Source organism: Nocardiopsis sp. N85 (assembly GCF_028882275.1).
GTDB classification, from domain to species: domain Bacteria; phylum Actinomycetota; class Actinomycetes; order Streptosporangiales; family Streptosporangiaceae; genus Nocardiopsis; species Nocardiopsis lambiniae.
The window spans coordinates 91,638-108,426 of sequence record NZ_JARBUT010000005.1; the positions used below are offsets into that span (position 1 = coordinate 91,638).

Consider the following 16,789-nt stretch of genomic DNA (forward strand, 5'->3'; position numbering starts at 1 on the left):
GCCGCGACCGCGTCGGTCAAGAAGACGACCGCGGGCACCGCATCCGCCAAGAAGGCGGCCGCGACCGCGTCGGTCAAGAAGACGACCGCGGGCACCGCATCCGCCAAGAAGGCGGCCGCGACCGCGTCGGTCAAGAAGACGACCGCGGGCACGGCGCCGGCGAAGAAGGCGCCCGCCAAGGCGACCGCTTCGGCCGGGAAGGCGCCCGCGCGCAAGACGCCGGCCCGCCGGCCCGCCGGCCTCGCGGCGGAGCTCGTCGCCGAACTGGACCGCCTGGTCGACGGCCACCACCACGACCCGCATGCGGTGCTGGGCGTGCACGCCCAGGGTCGGGGCACGGTGGTGCGCGTCCTGCGCCCCTCGGCGACCGAGGTCCACGTCGAGGTGGCCGGCGGCGAGCGGGTGAAGGCCGACCACCTGCACCGGGGGGTGTTCGTCGCCAAGCTCCCCGGGAAGAAGCCGGGGGATCCGGTCGACTACCGGGTCGTCGCCCGTTACGAGAACGGCGACGAGCACGTCTCCGCCGACCCGTACCGCTTCGCGCCCACCATCGGCGACCTGGACCTGCACCTCATCGGAGAGGGCAGGCACGAGGAGCTGTGGCGGGCCCTGGGCGCGCACACCCGGACCCTGGAGGGCTCGGGGGGCGAGATCTCCGGAACGTCCTTCTCCGTGTGGGCGCCCAACGCGCGCGGGGTGCGCGTGAGCGGCGACTTCAACCTGTGGAACGGCACCGGTCACCCCATGCGCAGCCTGGGCGGCACCGGTGTGTGGGAGCTGTTCGTGCCCGGGGTGGGCGACGGGACGCTGTACAAGTTCCAGGTGCTGGGGGTCGACGGGCACTGGCGGGACAAGGCCGACCCGATGGCGCGGGCCACCCAGACGCCGCCCGAGACGGCGTCGGTGGTGACGACGTCCGCGCACGTGTGGGGCGACCAGGAGTGGATGACCGAGCGCAAGGGCGTGGAGCCGCACCGGGCGCCGATGAGCGTGTACGAGGTGCACCTGGGGTCGTGGCGTCCCGGACTGGGCTATGCCGAACTGGCCGAACAGCTCGTCGAGTACGTCACCGAGATGGGGTTCACGCACGTGGAACTCCTGCCGGTGGCGGGGCACCCCTATGACGGTTCGTGGGGCTACCAGGTCACCTCCTACTACGCGCCCACGCCCCGGTTCGGGTCGCCGGACGAGTTCCGGCACCTGGTGGACTCACTGCACCGGGCCGGGATCGGGGTCCTCCTCGACTGGGTGCCCGCGCACTTCCCCCGGGACGAGTGGGCGCTGGCCCGCTTCGACGGGACCGCGCTGTACGAGCACCCCGACCCGCGCCGGGGCGAGCACCCCGACTGGGGGACGCTCATCTTCAACTACGGGCGCACCGAGGTGCGCAACTTCCTCGTGGCCAACGCGCTGTACTGGCTGGAGGAGTTCCACATCGACGGGCTGCGCGTGGACGCGGTGGCCTCGATGCTGTACCTGGACTACTCGCGCGAGGACGGCGGGTGGGAGCCCAACGTGTTCGGCGGCCGGGAGAACCTGGAGGCGATCGACTTCATCAAGGAGCTCAACACGGTCGTCTACCGGCGCAATCCGCACGCGGTGATGATCGCCGAGGAGTCCACCGCCTATCCGGGGGTGACCCGACCGGTGGACCACGGCGGGCTGGGGTTCGGGCTCAAGTGGAACATGGGGTGGATGCACGACACCCTGAAGTACATCGAGAAGGAGCCGATCCACCGCAAGTACCACCACGACGAGGTCACGTTCTCGATGGTGTACGCCTACAGCGAGAACTACGTGCTGCCGCTGTCGCACGACGAGGTGGTGCACGGCAAGGGGTCGCTGTTCAACAAGTCGCCGGGCGACGAGTGGCAGCGGGCCGCCGGCCTGCGGGCGCTGCTGGCGTTCATGTGGTCGCACCCGGGCAAGCAGTTGCTGTTCATGGGCGGGGAGATCGCCCAGGGCGATGAGTGGTCCCACCATGACGGAGTGCCGTGGTGGCTGTTGCGCTACGACCACCACGCGGGGGCGCAGCGGCTGGTCAAGGCGCTCAACGAGCTGTACCGGCCGCGTCCCGCCCTGTGGTCCCTGGACACCGATCCGACCGGCTTCCAGTGGTTGGACGGCGGCGACCGCGAGGGGAACACGCTGTCGTACGTGCGGCGCGGTGAGGACGGTTCGGCGCTGGTGTGCGCGGTGAACTTCTCGCCGGTACCGCGCACGGAGTGGCGGATCGGCCTGCCGTGGGAGGGGCGGTGGGCGTCGGTCCTCAACACCGACGAGGCCCGATTCGGGGGGTCGGACCACCCGGCGCCCACGCACGTGGAGGCCGAGGCGCAGACCTGGCACGGGCAGCCGTTCTCCGCGGAGATCACGCTGCCGCCGCTGGGCGGGGTCTGGTTCGAGCACCGGCCCTAGAGCGACGCGGCCCCGGACCGAGAGGCCCGGGGCCGCGCCCGTCATCCGCTCAGGTCCGGTGCCAGGCGGTGAGGCGGGAGACCGCCTCGTCCAAGACCTCGTCGCGTTTGCAGAAGGCGAAGCGCAGCAGGTGCTCCCCCTCCTTCTGGTGGTCGTAGAACACCTGCGCCGGGACGGCCGCCACCCCCGCTTCGCGGGGCAGCGCGCGGGCGATGTCCACACCGCTCTCGTACCCCAGTGGGCGGATGTCGGCCATGACGAAGTAGGTGCCCTCGCACACGCCCACGTCGAAGCCGGTCTCCGCCAGCCCCGCCGCGAGCCGGTCCCGCTTGCCCTGGAGGGCGTCGCGTTGGGCCGCGATCCACTCCCACTCGTTGTCGATGGCGTCGGCGATCGCGAGTTGGAGCGCGCCTCCGGCGCTGAACGTCAGGAACTGGTTGACCGTGCGCACCGCCGTGACCAGTGGTTCGGGTCCCATGACCCAGCCGGTCTTCCACCCCGTGACCGCGAACATCTTGCCGACGGAGGACACCGACACCGTGCGCTCGCGCATCCCCGGCAGGGTCGCCAGCGGCACGTGCGGCCTGCCGTCGAAGGTCAGGAACTCGTACACCTCGTCGGTGAACGCGAGGAGGTCGTGCTCGCGGCAGACCGCGGCGATGTGCTCCAGCTCCTCGGCGGTGAACACCGTCCCGGTCGGGTTGTGCGGGCTGTTGACCAGCACCATCCGGGTCTTGGGGCCCACGGCGGCGCGCAACTCGTCCGGATCGAAGGTGAACCGGCCCGTCACCGGGTCCGGGCGCAGGGTGACCGAGCGGCGGACCCCTCCGGCCAGGGTGATCATCGCCGCGTAGGAGTCGTACATCGGCTCGAACACGATGACCTCGTCACCGCGTTCCACCAGCGCCAGGAGGGACGCGGCGATGCCCGCCGTCGCCCCGACCGTGATGTACACGTCGGTGTCCGGGTACAGGTCGATCCCGTAGTGGCGGGACCGGTAGCGGGAGACGGCCTGACGCAGCTCCGGGCGCCCCTGCCCCGGCGGGTACTGGTTGACCCCCTCCAGGATGTTGCGGGAGGCCGCCTCCAGCAGGGAGCGCGGGCCGTCGGTGTCGGGGAATCCCTGGCCCAGGTTGACCGATCCGGTCTCCGTCGCCAGCCGTGTCATCTCGGCGAAGATCGTCTCGCCGTACGCGCGCATTCGTTCGATCAGGTGCAACTTCTACCTCGACAGTCCGGGGCGGCCCCGTCGGGTGTCCCTGGAGGACGCGGGGCGTCTCCGACCACCGTACGGCCCCGCCGGGTGCGAGCCTGGTACGGGACGGGCACATCCCCGCCGGGCCTTCCGTGCGACCCCATGCCGCGTCAACCGGCCGGAACGTTCGATCAGCGGCTCCTCCACCCGCCGAGCGTATCCGCAGAGCCCCTCGGGAGACCCTCCTGGCATGCGTGTGGGGCGGGACCCGAGGGTCCCGCCCCACACGCGCACCGGAGTGTCACAGGAGCAGGGTGAGCACGATCCACACCACCGGTCCGGCGATGAGCAGCGAGTCCATCCGGTCCATCAGACCACCGTGGCCCGGCATGAACCGGCCCATGTCCTTGATCCCCAGGTCGCGCTTGAACAGCGACTCGATGAGATCGCCGACGGTGGCGGCCAGGACCACGGCCAGGCCGAGGACCGCACCGACCCACCAGGGGCCGTCGAGCATCAGCGTCACGCACAGCGCGCCGGCGATGGCGCAACCGAGGACCGAGCCGCCGAAGCCCTCCCAGGTCTTGTTGGGGCTGATCACCGGCGCCATCTTGTGCCGGCCCAGGAGGATCCCGGCGAAGTAGCCGCCGATGTCGCTGGAGATCGTCACCACGATGAACGTCACCAGGCGGTACTGGCCGTCCTCCGGGTGGGCGATCAACAGCATCCACGTGCCCAACAGGAAGGGCAGGTAGAGCAGGGTGAACATGCTCGCGGAGGTGTCGGCCACGAACCCGTCCGCCCCGCCCCGCAACCGCCACACCAGAGCGGTGATCGCGGTGAGCGCGGTCGCCCCCAGCAGCCATTCCGTTCCACCGAAGTAGGCGGCCGGCTGCATGGCCACGCCGCCGATCACCAGGGGGAGCACGGCCACGTCCATGCCCTTGCGGGCGAACGCGCGGTTGAGTTCGCGCATGCCGATCATCACCGCCGCGGCGGTGATGAACGTGAACAGCGCGGGAAGGGGGAAGACCGAGAAGAAGACCAGCGCGCCCAGAAGGCATCCGCTGGCGATGGCCACGGGGAGGTTGCGGCCGGTCTTGACCGGCTCGCCCCCCGGTTTGTGCAGCACGAAGCGCTGACCGGCGGCCTTGTCGGTCCCGGTGTCACCGGGACCGACCTGCTGAGTGTCGTCGGGTCTGTGCTCCGGCGAGTGGTCATCGCCTCCGGAGCCGCTGGAAGGAGTCGTCACCGGCTAGACCTCAAGGAGTTCCGATTCCTTGTGCTTGAGGAGCTCGTCGACGGCCGCGACGTACTTGTGGGACAGCTCGTCCAGCTCCGTCTGCGCACGGTGGGCGTCGTCCTCGCCGACCTCACCGGCCTTGACGGCCTTCTCGAAGCCGTCCTTGGCACGGCGACGGATGTTGCGGATCGAGATCTTGGCGTCCTCGCCCTTGGTACGCGCGACCTTCACGTACTCCTTGCGGCGCTCCTCGGACAGGTCCGGGAAGACGACCCGGATGACCTGGCCGTCGTCGGAGGGGTTCACGCCGAGGTCGCTGTTGCGGATGGCGTTGATGATCGAGGTCCGGGAGCTGACGTCGAACGGCGAGATGACCACCATGCGCGGTTCGGGGACCGAGAAGGAGGCCAGCTGGTTGATCGGCGTCAGGGCACCGTAGTAGTCCACGGTGATCTTGTTGAACGTCGCCGGGGTGGGCCGTCCGGTACGGATCGCCGCGAAGTCCTCCTTGGCGACGGTGACGGCCTTCTCCATCTTCTCCTCGGCTTCGAGGAGGGTCTCTTCGATCATTGGGGCGCTCCCGGGTTCTCGGCTGTGGTGTGCGTGGCTTACTGGTGTCGCCGTGGCCGCCTCAGGCGGTGATCGGCCCGACGATCGTGCCGATCTTCTCACCGCGGACGGCGCGCAGGATGTTGCCCTGGCTCATCAGGTCGAAGACGACGATGGGCAGCCCGTTGTCCATGCACAGGCTGACGGCGGTGGCGTCCATGACCTTGAGGCCGCGGGTGAGGACCTCGTTGTAGTTGAGCTTGTCGAACTTGACCGCGTCCGGGTTGCGCTGGGGGTCGGAGTCGTAGACCCCGTCGACCTGGGTGCCCTTGAGGACGGCCTGGGCGCCGATCTCCAGGGCGCGCTGGGCCGCGGTCGTGTCCGTGGAGAAGAACGGCGCGCCCAGACCGGCGCCGAAGATGACCACACGGCCCTTCTCCAGATGGCGGACGGCGCGGCGGGGGATGTAGGCCTCGGCGACCTGGCTCATGTGGATGGCGGTCTGGACACGGGTGTCCACGCCGAGGCGCTCCAGGAAGTCCTGGAGGGCGAGACAGTTGATGACGGTGCCGAGCATGCCCATGTAGTCGGCGCGGCCGCGCTCGATGCCGCCCTCGGTGAGCTGGGCGCCGCGGAACATGTTGCCGCCGCCGACGACGACGGCGACCTGGATGCCCTCGGACACGGCCTCGGCGATGGACTCGGCGACGTACTGGACGACCTCCGGGTCGATGCCCAGGCCGCCTCCGCCGGCGAACGCCTCGCCTGAGAGTTTGAGCATCACGCGCTTCCAACCGGTGTCGTGCATGGCGGTTGCGGTGTTCGTCGCTGCGTTCACGGCCTGTGGCCTCCCTTGTCGTCCCCGAGTGGCACAGGGTCCCCCGAGTGATCCTGCTGCGGGCGGTGGGGGCTCACATGCCCCGAACCCGCCCATATCCACCGAAGGTGCCGGGGAAAGTCGTTCTCCCCGGCACCTCCATCATGTCAAAACCTAGGCCTGGCCGACCTTGAAGCGGGCGAAGCGCTTGACCGCGACGCCGGCGTCGTCGACGACCTGCTGGACCGACTTCTTGTTCTCCTTGACGAACGGCTGGCCGAGCAGCGTCACGTCCTTGAAGAAGCCGTTGAGGCGACCCTCGACGATCTTGGGGATGGCCTGCTCGGGCTTCCCCTCCTCGCGGGTGGTCTGCTCGGCGATGCGGCGCTCGTTCTCGACGACCTCGGCGGGCACCTCGTCCTTGGAGACGTACTGCGGGGCCATCGCGGCGATCTGCTGCGCGAGGTCCTTGCCGACCTCCTCGTTCACCGTGTCGAGTTCGACCAGGACGCCCATGGTCGGGGGCAGGTCCGGGTCGGACTTGTGCAGGTAGGCGGAGACGTAGGCGCCGTCGAACTTGGCGAAGCGGCGGAACTCCAGCTTCTCGCCGATGATCGCGCTCTTCTCCTCGATGTAGCCCTGGAGGGTCTTCCCGGGCTCGATCTCGGCGGCGGCGACGGTGGCCAGGTCGTCGCTGTCCTGAGCGGCGACGAAGTCGGCGACCTGGTCGGCCAGCTCGATGAACTGCGCGTTCTTGGCGACGAAGTCGGTCTCACAGTTGAGCTCGATGAGGGTGGCCTTGCCCTCGCCCTGCTGGCGGAGGACGACCGTGCCCTGGGCGGCGGTGCGACCCGCGCGCTTGTCGACGGACTTGGCGCCCTTGATGCGCAGGGCCTCGACGGCCTTGTCGAAGTCGCCGTCGGCCTCGGTCAGGGCCTTCTTGCAGTCCATCATGCCCGCGCCGGTCATGTCGCGCAGCTTCTTGACGTCCGCGGCGGTGAAGTTCGCCATGACTGTTGGATTCCCTTGGAGTGTCTGTACGGAAGGTGAGTGGTCCGTACACCCCGCGAGCCGCCCCACCCGGACGGGGTGGGGCGGCACCGGGGTGTCGTGGTCCCGAGGGACCGTCTACTACTCGGCGGCCGGGGTCTCTTCGGCGGCGGGAGCCTCGGCGACGGGAGCCTCGTCCGCGGCGGGGGTCTCGTCCGCGGCGGGGGTCTCGTCCGCGACGGAAGCCTCGGCGGCAGGGGTCTCGTCCGCGGCGGGAGCCTCGGAGTCGATGGCGTCCTGCACCTCGGGCGCGGGGGTCTCGACCGGAGCCTCGACGAGGTCCTTCTCGACCTCGGCGGAGTCGGCGGTCGCGGCCTTGCCTTCGAGGAGCTCGCGCTCCCACTCGGCCAGGGGCTCCTCGGCGGACTTCTGCTCGCCGGCGCCGGAGCGGGCCAGCAGACCGTCGGCGACGGCGTCGGCGATCACGCGGGTCAGCAGGCTGACACTGCGGATGGCGTCGTCGTTACCCGGGATCGGGTAGTCGACCTCGTCCGGGTCGCAGTTGGTGTCCAGGATCGCGACGACCGGAATGTTGAGCTTCCGGGCCTCGCTGATCGCGATGTGCTCCTTCTTGGTGTCCACGATCCACACGGCGCTGGGCACGCGGGTCATGTCGCGGATACCACCGAGGGTGCGCTCCAGCTTCTCCTTCTCGCGACGGAGGTTGAGGAGCTCCTTCTTGGTGAGCGAGGAGCCGGCGACGTCGTCGAAGTCGATCTCCTCCAGCTCCTTGAGGCGCTGGAGCCGCTTGTGCACGGTGGAGAAGTTGGTGAGCATGCCGCCCAGCCAACGCTGGTTGACGAAGGGCATGCCGACGCGGCGGGCCTGCTCGTCAATGGCCTCCTGCGCCTGCTTCTTGGTGCCGACGAACAGGACGGTGCCACCGTGGGCCACCGTCTGCTTGACGAACTCGTAGGCGCGGTCGATGTGCGCCAGCGACTTCTGGAGGTCGATGATGTAGATGCCGTTGCGCTCCGTGAGGATGAAGCGCTTCATCTTCGGGTTCCAGCGACGGGTCTGGTGCCCGAAGTGGACGCCGCTCTCCAGGAGCTGGCGGGTAGTCACGACTGTGGCCATGACGGGTCCTCCTCGTGGTGGCGGGGATAGGGCTCCCCGCCTTCGGTTGTTCCTGACGCCCCGGACGCACCGCCACTCCGCCGAAGCGGTGTGGACCGTGGGTGCGCCCCCTCCCGAGGGAGGCCGGTGGACGTGCGTAGTGTGTTCGGCCCGACGGGCCAACGATGATTCTATCCTCCGTGGGGAACGGGCGGGACCTGCGTCGGAGACCGGGAGCGCGGTCGTCCACAGGTTCGGGGAGGGGCCGGCGCCTCGGACCTCCGAAAGCGACCCTGGAAGTATGCGCTCTCTCCTGCTCCTCCTGCTCTGCCTTCTCTTCCTCTTTCCCGTTCCGGTGGCCGCGGAGACCGTGTGGCGATGGCCGCTGGATCCGCCCCCGCGGGTGCTGCGCCCCTTCGAACCGCCCGAGTTCCGCTGGTCGCCCGGCCACCGGGGGGTGGACCTGACGGCCGAGCCCGCACAGGAGGTGCTCGCGGCCGGAAGCGGCCGCGTCCACTTCGCGGGCACGGTGGCCGGCACGCCCGTGGTGTCGATCTCCCACGGCGAACTGCGCACCACCTACCTTCCGGTGGAGAGCGACCTGGCCCGCGGAGACCCGGTGACGATCGGCCAGGTCATCGGCACGATCGCGGCCGACCCCCGCCACTGCCCGGACCTCGTGTGCCTCCACTGGGGCCTGCGCCGCGGCCCCGACTACCTCGACCCCCTGTCCCTCCTGGGGCCCATCGACGTCCGCCTCCTCCCCCGCTCCCGGTGACCGACCGAACCCGGGAACCCGATGTCTTCCCTTTCCGGAGAAAAGCCCGCTTCGCCGTTCTTCACAAGAATTTTCTGCCGAAACACATCGGCAGAAAGGGATTTCATGCCCGGATGCGAGCCCGCCACCAACGCTCACGGCGCCTACCGAGCAGGGGAAACCGGTTGACTCCACGCCTCTGGCCCCACCGCCCGAGGGGAATGGAAAATGACTGAAATCACAACACCGAAACCCGGGAGGCCCCGCTCATCGATCACCCGGCCTTCCGTTCGTGGTTCACGGCCGGGTGTGGGACATTCGCCTGTCGTGCGGGAGTCATGGCCGTGCCGGTGGCGATGCCGACGGTCGGCTCGGGATCGGTCGCGGTCAATGCCCTCCTGTTCCGGGAGCGGCCGAGCCGACCACGGGAGACCGCGACCGGATCCGTCGACGGAGGGAAGGCACGAGTCGTCCGGAGGAGGACGGGGCGACCGCGCGCACCACCCCTCCGATGGGAGACGCGGCGGGGAAAAGGAAAAAGGTACCCACCGCTGTCCCTGACACGGAATGCCCTGGGCAGCGATGCAGGACAGCGCGATACCACCGGATGTCCACGGCCGCCGCCGGAACATGCCGCGGATCCTCCGTTGGACGGCGCGGACGTGGCACCGCGGGTCGACGACCACCGGACGCGGGCCGGTACCGGGGTGCGCGGAGGACGGGGCGGGAGGGATGGTCAAACACGGCGGCCGACTCGGGCGGGCGGCGATCAGGCGCGGGGGTGGGCGCGGCGGTAGACGTCTCTCAGGCGGTCGGCGGAGACGTGGGTGTAGATCTGGGTGCTGCGGGGGCTGGCGTGTCCCAGGAACTCCTGGACGCTGCGCAGGTCGGCGCCACCGTTGAGCAGGTGGGTGGCGGCGCTGTGGCGCAGGTCGTGCGGGGCGGCGTCCAGACCTGCGGCCCGCAGGTGGGCGTGCACGTCCTCGCGGGCGCGGCGCACGTTCAGCCGGCCGCCACGGGCGCCCAGGAACAGGGCCGTGCCACTGGCCCGCACGGCCAGTGCGGGACGTCCGGTGGCGAGCCAGTCGTCGAGGGCGTCCAGGGCCGGGGCGCCGACCGGAACGGTGCGCTCCTTGTCGCCCTTGCCCAGGACCCGGATCGTGTCGCGGGCGCGGTCGACGTCGGCCAGGTCCAGAGCGCACAGTTCGGCGACCCGGACACCCGTGGCGTAGAGCAGTTCCACCACCGCGCGCCGTCGGACGCCCACCGGGGTGTCGTCGACCGGTCGGGACAGCGCCGCCTCCGCTTGTGCTTCGTCGAGGACGGTGGGCAGGGTGCGCCGTTGGGTCGGGGCGGACAGGCGGGGCCCCGGGTCGGCGGCGAGCACCCCCTCGCGGTGCAGGTAACGGGTGAAGGCGCGCACGGCCGCCACCCGGCGGGCGATGGTCGAGCGTTCGGCGCCCTCGTCGCGGGTACGGGACAGCCAACCGCGCACCACCGGGACGTCCAGGTCGGCGACCTCCAGCCCCTGCTCCTCCAGGTGACCCAGGAGGGAGCGCAGGTCGGCGAGGTAGCCCCGCACGGTGTGCTGGGACCGGCCCAGTTCGCCCGACAGGTGGGCGGCGAAACCCTCCGAGGGGTTGTTCATCGAACCTTGGGCAGGCAGGCGATCCCGTCGATCTCCACCATGTAGGTGGGATCGATGAGACCGCTCACCTCCACCAGGGTCGAGGTGGGGAGGTGGCCGGCGGGCAGGGTGTCCACGAGCGCGCTCCGGAACTCCTCCAGGTCGCTGATGTGCCGCAGATAGTAGGTCGCCTTCACCAGGTGGCTCAGGTCCGCGCCGTGCCGGGCGAGGATCTCCTCGATGTTGCGCAGGACCTGGCGGGTCTGGCCGCCGATGTCCCCGGCGACCTCTCCGTCCGGTCCCAGGGGGATCTGGCCCGAGATGAACAGGAGCGGGCCGTCGGCGATCAGGGCGTCACTGTAGGGCTTGGCCATGTCCGCACGGTATCAGCGCTCCCACCTCGGGAGGACGCACCGAACCACACCTCGATCGGGTTCGGCCCCGACGACGACACCCCGACCGGCAAGGGCCCGGGAGATCGCCCCGGAGGCCGCCACGGACCGGGCCGGGAGGAACGGATGGCGCCCTCGCGCGTGGTCGGCGGATTCCGGGACACCCTCTCGTGGCCGCGCCTGCTGGAAGGGGGTCGGCGGCCCGTGGGCCGCCGCCGAGGCCGTGCGTCCCCGGTTCGAGTCCGCCCGCGACGTGAGGCGGGCGGCCGGAACCCTGTTCGCTCGTCCCGGCACCGCGCGCGACCGCCTCCCGAGGTTCACGGAGGTCACCCGGATCGATCCGCGCACACCCCCGGCTGGGTGGACGCCTGACAGCCTGCCGCGCCCGGTCGGGTGCGTCGTCAACGGGGCAGCCTCCATCCGGTGGGGCAGCGCTCCACCAGCCCGGCGGCGGCCAACAGTCCCAGTGACCGCATCGTGGGTTCAAGGCCCTGTCCGCAGGCCTGGGCGATGACCGCCGGACCGCTGCCGTTCCGGGAGACCGCGTCCAGTACCCGGGCGCTCTCGGGGGTCAGTTCGGTGACGACCCTGACCGGCCCGGGCGGGACGTCGCCGAGGGGGCCGATCTGGGCCAGTACGTCGTCGGCGTTGGTGACGCAGCCCGCCTGCCAGTCGCGCAGTAACAGGTGGCATCCCACCGACATCGCCGAGGTGACCGGGCCGGGGACGGCCATGAGGACCCGGTGCAGGTCGACGGCGTGCGAGGCCGTGTTGAGCGCCCCGCTGCGCCGCCCCGCCTCCACCACCACCGTGCCGGGGGTGAGCGCCGCGATGAGTCGGTTGCGGATCAGGAAGTCCTTGGCCCGGGGCACCGCGCCGACGGGTCGTTCGCTCACCAGGACCCCGGTGCGGGCGATGTCGGCGAACATCCCGGCGTGCCCGCGGGGGTAGTCCACGTCCAGTCCGCAGGCGAGCACGACCACGGTGGAGCCCGCCGCGTGGGCGGCCCGGTGCGCGGCGCCGTCGATGCCGTAGGCGCCGCCGGAGACCACGACGACGGAGCGCTCGGCCAGGTCGTAGGCGAGTTCGGCGGCGATGTGCTCGCCGTAGGCGGTGGCCGACCGGGCGCCGACGATGGCCACCGAGCGCAGGCACAGGTTGCGCAGATCCCCGCCGCCGCGCACCCACAGCCCGTGGGAGCGGCGTCCGCCGGGCGCCTGGAGTTCGTTCAGCCGCCCGGGCCATTCGGGGTCCGTGGGGGCCACGAACCTGATCCCGGCGGCGGCCGACGCCGCCATCAACGCGTCGACGTCCACCCGTGCCGCCGCCGTGTGCCAGCGCCGCCAGTGGGCCGCCGATCGTTCCGGGTCGATTATCCGAGGCCCGTCGCCCGGGGCCTCGTCGACCGTCGGCGGCGGAGCCCCCGCCACCAGTTCCGCCCACACCCGGGCCGCCCCGTGTTCGGCGAGCATCATCCCCAGCCACGGGTCCCCCGGCGGCACCACCGTCGTCAACCCGGCCAACGCCCGCACGTCCGTCCGGTCCTCACCCATCGTCGACCTCCGTCAACCCGACGTCCACCCGCGCACCGCACCGACGACACGCCCTGTCCGCGAAGCGCACCGGGCCGGTGGGGCCGTGGCCCCCGGCATGGCGCGCGCCCGTTCGTCCCCTCGACCCCACCCGGTACCGGGGCGACCATCCGCGGTCCGGTGGAGTTGGAACGCCCCGCCCCTTCGACACCACCCGGCGGTGCGCACCGGTGACCCACCGCCCGTCCGTTCGCGTCGGCGGCGCGGCCCGGACGGTGCCCGCGATGACCGACCGGAGCCCGGCTGCCTGTGTCCCACCGCGCCGCAGAGCGGCCCGTCCGCGCCTGCGACGCGCGCGCTGTCGGGCCGCCCCGATCCTCGGGCACCGACATCGGTGTCCGCGAACAGGGACGGACGCGGGGACGGGCACCCGGGTCACCAGGCGCGACCGGACCACAGGGCGAAGGCATAGGCCACCTCCTCCTCTCCGGGGCGGTCGCGGTCGGCCAGGTCGGCCAGGGTCCAGGCGATCCGCAGGGTGCGGTCGACCCCCCGGGCACTGATCCGGCCCTGGTCCATGGCCAGACCCAGGATCCGCAACGCGCCCCGCTCCACCGGGAAGTCCCGGCGCAGGTGGGCACCGGGCACCTGGGAGTTGGTGCTCCACGGTGTCCCGGCGAGGCGACGGGCGGCACGTTCCCTGGCCGCCAGCACCCGGGCGGCCACCACCGCCGAGGACTCGGCGAAGGCGCGGTCGGCGAGCAGCTCCGCCCGGCCCACCTGGGGCAGTTCGACCTTGAGGTCGACGCGGTCCAACAGCGGACCGGAGATCCGTGAGAAGTAGCGTCGCCGTTCGCCCGCCGGACACTCGCAGAGCGTGCCCGGCTTGGCGCACGGACAGGGGTTGGCCGCCAGCACCAGCTGGAATCGGGCCGGAAAGGTGACCGTGGAGGAGGCGCGGGCCAGCACCACCTCGCCGCGTTCGAGGGGTTCGCGCAGGGAGTCCAGGACGCCCCGCCCGAACTGGGGCGCCTCGTCCACGAACAGCACCCCTTGGTGTGCCTTGGACACCCACCCCGGTACCGGGTGCCCGCTGCCGCCGCCGATGATCGCCGAACGGGTGGACGTGTGGTGGGGCGCCGCGAACGGGGGCATCGTCACCAGGGGTGCGCCTTCCGGCAGCAGGCCGGCCACCGAGTGGATGGCGGTGGCCTCCAACGCCGCCGTGGGCTCCAGACGGGGCAGGACCGTGGGGAGCCGTTCGGCCAGCAGGCTCTTCCCGGTCCCCGGGGGCCCGAGCATCATGAGGTTGTGACCGCCCGCGGCGGCGATCTCCACCGCCCGGCGGGCCACCGGCTGCCCCAGCACATCGGCCAGGTCGGGTTCCGCGACGGCGGGCCGGCGCGGTCGGGGCGCCACCGGGTCCGGTGCGCGGGTCTGCGGCGGGATCCCCTCGCGCGCCCAGGAGCACAGGTCCTCCAGGGAGTCCACCGCGATGACCTCGATGTCGGGGACCAGTGAGGCCTCGGCGGCGTTGCCCCGGGCGACGACGAACCGGTCGTGGCCGCGTTCGCGCGCGGCGATCACCGCCGGCAGCACCCCGCGCACCGGGCGGGCCCGCCCGTCCAGCCCGAGTTCGGCGATGAGGACGGAACCCGCCAGGGGGTCCGGTGGGATGGAGCCCTCGGCGGCGAGGACGGCGGCGGCGATGGCCAGGTCGAAGAGGCTGCCCGACTTGGGCAGGCTGGCCGGGGACAGGCTGATGGTGATCTGCCCGCTGGGCCACGCCTCGCCGCTGTTGGCCAGCGCGGCCCGGATGCGGTCCCGGGCCTCGCGCAGCGCCGCGTCGGGCAGGCCCACCAGGGTGACGCCGGGATCGCCCCCGCCCAGGTGCACCTCGATCTCGACGATGTGCCCCTCGACCCCGAGCAACGCGACGCAGTGCGTACGGGAGAGCGTGATCACGGCGTCCTCCGTTCGCGGAGGAGTCCGTCGCGCCGGGGCGCTCGCACGGACGTCGATACCGCGCCCGGTGCGGAAGGGGCGGGACGGTGAAGGTCCGCGCCACCGCGCCCGCAGGCCCGCGAAGGCGACAGCGGAAGAGGCGTGCGACGCGCCACCGGCACCGGACAGGACGAGGGACGGTCGGGACCGTGCGGGGGCGCGTTGTCCCCGCGCCCGCCGATGCGCGAAGGCGGCGTGGGCCGTGCCGTCGGCGTGGGGGCGGGGGGAAGGGTGAGGGCGGGCGGGGTGTCCCGGTGTGCGGTGGCGGCCGTGTGACGGCCAGGGGGGTGCAGGGTCATGCCATCCCCCGCTCGTGGGAGATGAACACACGTCCGTCGGTGATGAGCACGCCCAGGCCGTCGATGCGCAGAGGGTGGCACCGCACGCGGCGGGCCCGGGCCCAGGCGCGGCCGAGGCTGCGCAGCCGTTGGCGTTTGCGTCGCCCGATGGCCTCTACCGGGTGGCCGTAGCCGAGCCGGGTCCGGGTCTTGACCTCGGCGACGACCAGGACCGGCCCGTCCCGGGCCACGATGTCGATCTCCCCGGCGGGGGACCGCCAGTTGCGGTCCACCACGCGTATCCCGGAGCGTTCCAGGAACACGGCGGCCATCTCTTCGCCGAGGCCGCCCAGTTCCCTGCGATACGCGGCGTGCGCATCCATGTCGACCACCTCCCGTTACCACGGTCGGTGATCGGGCGCTCCCCCGCCAGGGGCGATCTTTTTCTGTGGATAACCGGGGTCAGTCCCGGCCCTCCGCAGGGGGCAGTTCGAGGTCGGCCTTGGTGATCTCCTCGACGTTGACGTCCTTGAACGTCACAACCCGGACATTACGGACGAACCTGGCTGGGCGGTACATGTCCCACACCCAGGCGTCCTCCATCACGACCTCGAAGTACATCTCCCCGTTCTCGGTGGAACGCGGTTGCAGATCGACGTGGTTGGTCAGGTAGAACCGCCGCTCGGTCTCCACGACGTAGCCGAACAGCCCCACGACGTCCCGGTACTCGCGATAGAGCTGTAGCTCCATCTCGGCCTCGTACTTCTCCAGGTCCTCAGAACTCATCCACGCGCTCGCTTTCGTCAGCACTCTCCGGGCGGGGTCGTCCGGTGCCTCCTGTCATCTGTACGGCGTCGGCCTCCACTGTCGTTCCCAACGGGGGGAGACCCGGGGACGTTCCGCGCAAGACCTGAGATCCATCATGCGTCACGGAACGGACTTTCGTGCCCGGACGAGAGGATTTCCTCATCCGGATGCCCGCGAAGGGCTCAGGCGTCGTCGTTCAAGCGTACGAACGTCTCCGGAGCCCCGAGTCCGCCGGCCTGGTCGAAAGGCCAGATGATCACGAAGGCCCGACCCACCACGTGGTCGATCGGTACCGCGCCGCCCCCGGGGTTGCCCTGGTTGCGCCGGGAGTCCGCCGAGATAGCCCGGTGGTCGCCCATCACCCATACGTGCCCGTCGGGGACCGTGACCGGCCCGAACTCCTCGTGCGTGGCCAGGCTGCCCGGATAGAGGTAGTCCTCCTCGTCCAGGGGGACCCCGTTGACCGTGACCCGCTGCTCGTCACAGCACTCCACGACGTCGCCCGGCAGCCCGATGACCCGCTTGATGTACTCCTTGCCGGTGGGGGCCGCGCCCATCTGCTGCTGCACCCAGGTGAAGCCGCGCGAGAGCGGGTTGGTCGGCTCGGGGACCACCACGGTGTTCGGGTCGTCCCACGACCCGTCCCCGTTGAAGACCACGACCTCACCGTGACGGATGTCCCTGATCTCGTAGACGACCTTGTTGACGAGCACGCGGTCACCGACGAGCAGGGTGTTCTCCATCGACCCGGAGGGAATGTAGAAGGCCTGCATCACCCAGGTCCTGATCACGAACGCCAGTACCACGGCGATCACGATGAGGATGGGCAGTTCCTTCCAGAACGACCCCTGCTTGTCCTTGCTCATCTCCGGATCCGCCATCTCCTCCGCCTCGCCGTCCGCTTCTTCGGAGACAGCACTGGCTCCCGAGTCGTCGGAGACTCGGGAGCCAGTGGTGGAGCCGTGCTCCTCCGGGCCGGGCCGGGCGGAATCCTCGTCCTGAACCCCGTCCGCACCGGGGTCCCTGTCGTCTTTGTTCATCGTGCCGAAGCTTATACCGCGCGG

General features: G+C 71.0%; 15 protein-coding genes. 2 read left to right on the forward strand and 13 right to left on the reverse strand.

Translation table 11 applies throughout. From position 1 onward, the window contains the following. Positions 1–264: 264 nt before the first annotated feature. Positions 265–2,418, forward strand: a complete 2,154-nt coding sequence (gene glgB / locus PWG71_RS09310; RefSeq protein WP_446724998.1) for a 1,4-alpha-glucan branching protein GlgB — start codon at positions 265–267, stop codon at positions 2,416–2,418. A 49-nt stretch (positions 2,419–2,467) separates the two neighbouring features. Here glgB and PWG71_RS09315 read toward each other — a convergent pair whose 3' ends face one another. From PWG71_RS09315 to rpsB, 6 genes are all read right to left on the reverse strand, one after another. Then, positions 2,468–3,619, reverse strand: a complete 1,152-nt coding sequence (locus tag PWG71_RS09315) for a pyridoxal phosphate-dependent aminotransferase (protein WP_274809181.1) — start codon at positions 3,617–3,619, stop codon at positions 2,468–2,470. A 295-nt stretch (positions 3,620–3,914) separates the two neighbouring features. Then, on the reverse strand, positions 3,915–4,865 hold the full coding sequence (locus PWG71_RS09320) for a phosphatidate cytidylyltransferase (RefSeq protein ID WP_274809182.1): 951 nt from the start codon (positions 4,863–4,865) through the stop codon (positions 3,915–3,917). Positions 4,866–4,868: 3 nt separating this feature from the next. Continuing rightward, positions 4,869–5,426 (reverse strand): ribosome recycling factor, encoded by a 558-nt coding sequence (gene frr / locus PWG71_RS09325; protein ID WP_274809183.1) that lies wholly within the window; start codon positions 5,424–5,426, stop codon positions 4,869–4,871. A 61-nt stretch (positions 5,427–5,487) separates the two neighbouring features. Then, positions 5,488–6,213, reverse strand: coding sequence for a UMP kinase (pyrH, locus tag PWG71_RS09330; protein WP_274809376.1), 726 nt, complete (start codon positions 6,211–6,213; stop codon positions 5,488–5,490). A 183-nt stretch (positions 6,214–6,396) separates the two neighbouring features. Then, positions 6,397–7,233, reverse strand: coding sequence for a translation elongation factor Ts (gene tsf / locus PWG71_RS09335; RefSeq protein ID WP_274809184.1), 837 nt, complete (start codon positions 7,231–7,233; stop codon positions 6,397–6,399). 120 nt (positions 7,234–7,353) lie between these two features. Beyond that, positions 7,354–8,349, reverse strand: a complete 996-nt coding sequence (rpsB, locus tag PWG71_RS09340) for a 30S ribosomal protein S2 (RefSeq protein WP_274809185.1) — start codon at positions 8,347–8,349, stop codon at positions 7,354–7,356. A 280-nt stretch (positions 8,350–8,629) separates the two neighbouring features. On the opposite strand from rpsB, the gene PWG71_RS09345 reads away from it, so the two are divergent. Next, positions 8,630–9,106 (forward strand): M23 family metallopeptidase, encoded by a 477-nt coding sequence (locus PWG71_RS09345; RefSeq protein ID WP_274809186.1) that lies wholly within the window; start codon positions 8,630–8,632, stop codon positions 9,104–9,106. A gap of 748 nt (positions 9,107–9,854) precedes the next feature. On the opposite strand, the gene PWG71_RS09350 is transcribed toward PWG71_RS09345, so the two are convergent. From PWG71_RS09350 to lepB, 7 genes are all read right to left on the reverse strand, one after another. Then, on the reverse strand, positions 9,855–10,733 hold the full coding sequence (locus tag PWG71_RS09350) for a tyrosine recombinase XerC (RefSeq protein ID WP_274809187.1): 879 nt from the start codon (positions 10,731–10,733) through the stop codon (positions 9,855–9,857). After that, positions 10,730–11,086: a RidA family protein gene (locus tag PWG71_RS09355; protein ID WP_274809188.1), complete on the reverse strand. Its 357-nt coding sequence runs from the start codon at positions 11,084–11,086 to the stop codon at positions 10,730–10,732. Before PWG71_RS09355 ends, PWG71_RS09350 begins: the two co-directional genes overlap by 4 nt. A 419-nt stretch (positions 11,087–11,505) precedes the next feature. Beyond that, positions 11,506–12,657: a DNA-processing protein DprA gene (locus tag PWG71_RS09360; protein WP_274809189.1), complete on the reverse strand. Its 1,152-nt coding sequence runs from the start codon at positions 12,655–12,657 to the stop codon at positions 11,506–11,508. Between the two features lie 414 nt (positions 12,658–13,071). Further along, on the reverse strand, positions 13,072–14,598 hold the full coding sequence (locus tag PWG71_RS09365; protein WP_274809377.1) for a YifB family Mg chelatase-like AAA ATPase: 1,527 nt from the start codon (positions 14,596–14,598) through the stop codon (positions 13,072–13,074). 337 nt (positions 14,599–14,935) lie between these two features. Next, on the reverse strand, positions 14,936–15,301 hold the full coding sequence (locus tag PWG71_RS09370; RefSeq protein ID WP_274809190.1) for a YraN family protein: 366 nt from the start codon (positions 15,299–15,301) through the stop codon (positions 14,936–14,938). Positions 15,302–15,380: 79 nt separating this feature from the next. Then, positions 15,381–15,704 carry a DUF2469 domain-containing protein gene (locus PWG71_RS09375; RefSeq protein WP_274809191.1) on the reverse strand — a complete coding sequence of 108 codons (324 nt, stop codon included), beginning with the start codon at positions 15,702–15,704 and terminating at the stop codon, positions 15,381–15,383. 203 nt (positions 15,705–15,907) lie between these two features. Next, positions 15,908–16,765, reverse strand: coding sequence for a signal peptidase I (gene lepB / locus PWG71_RS09380; RefSeq protein WP_274809192.1), 858 nt, complete (start codon positions 16,763–16,765; stop codon positions 15,908–15,910). Between the last annotated feature and the right edge of the window lie 24 nt (positions 16,766–16,789).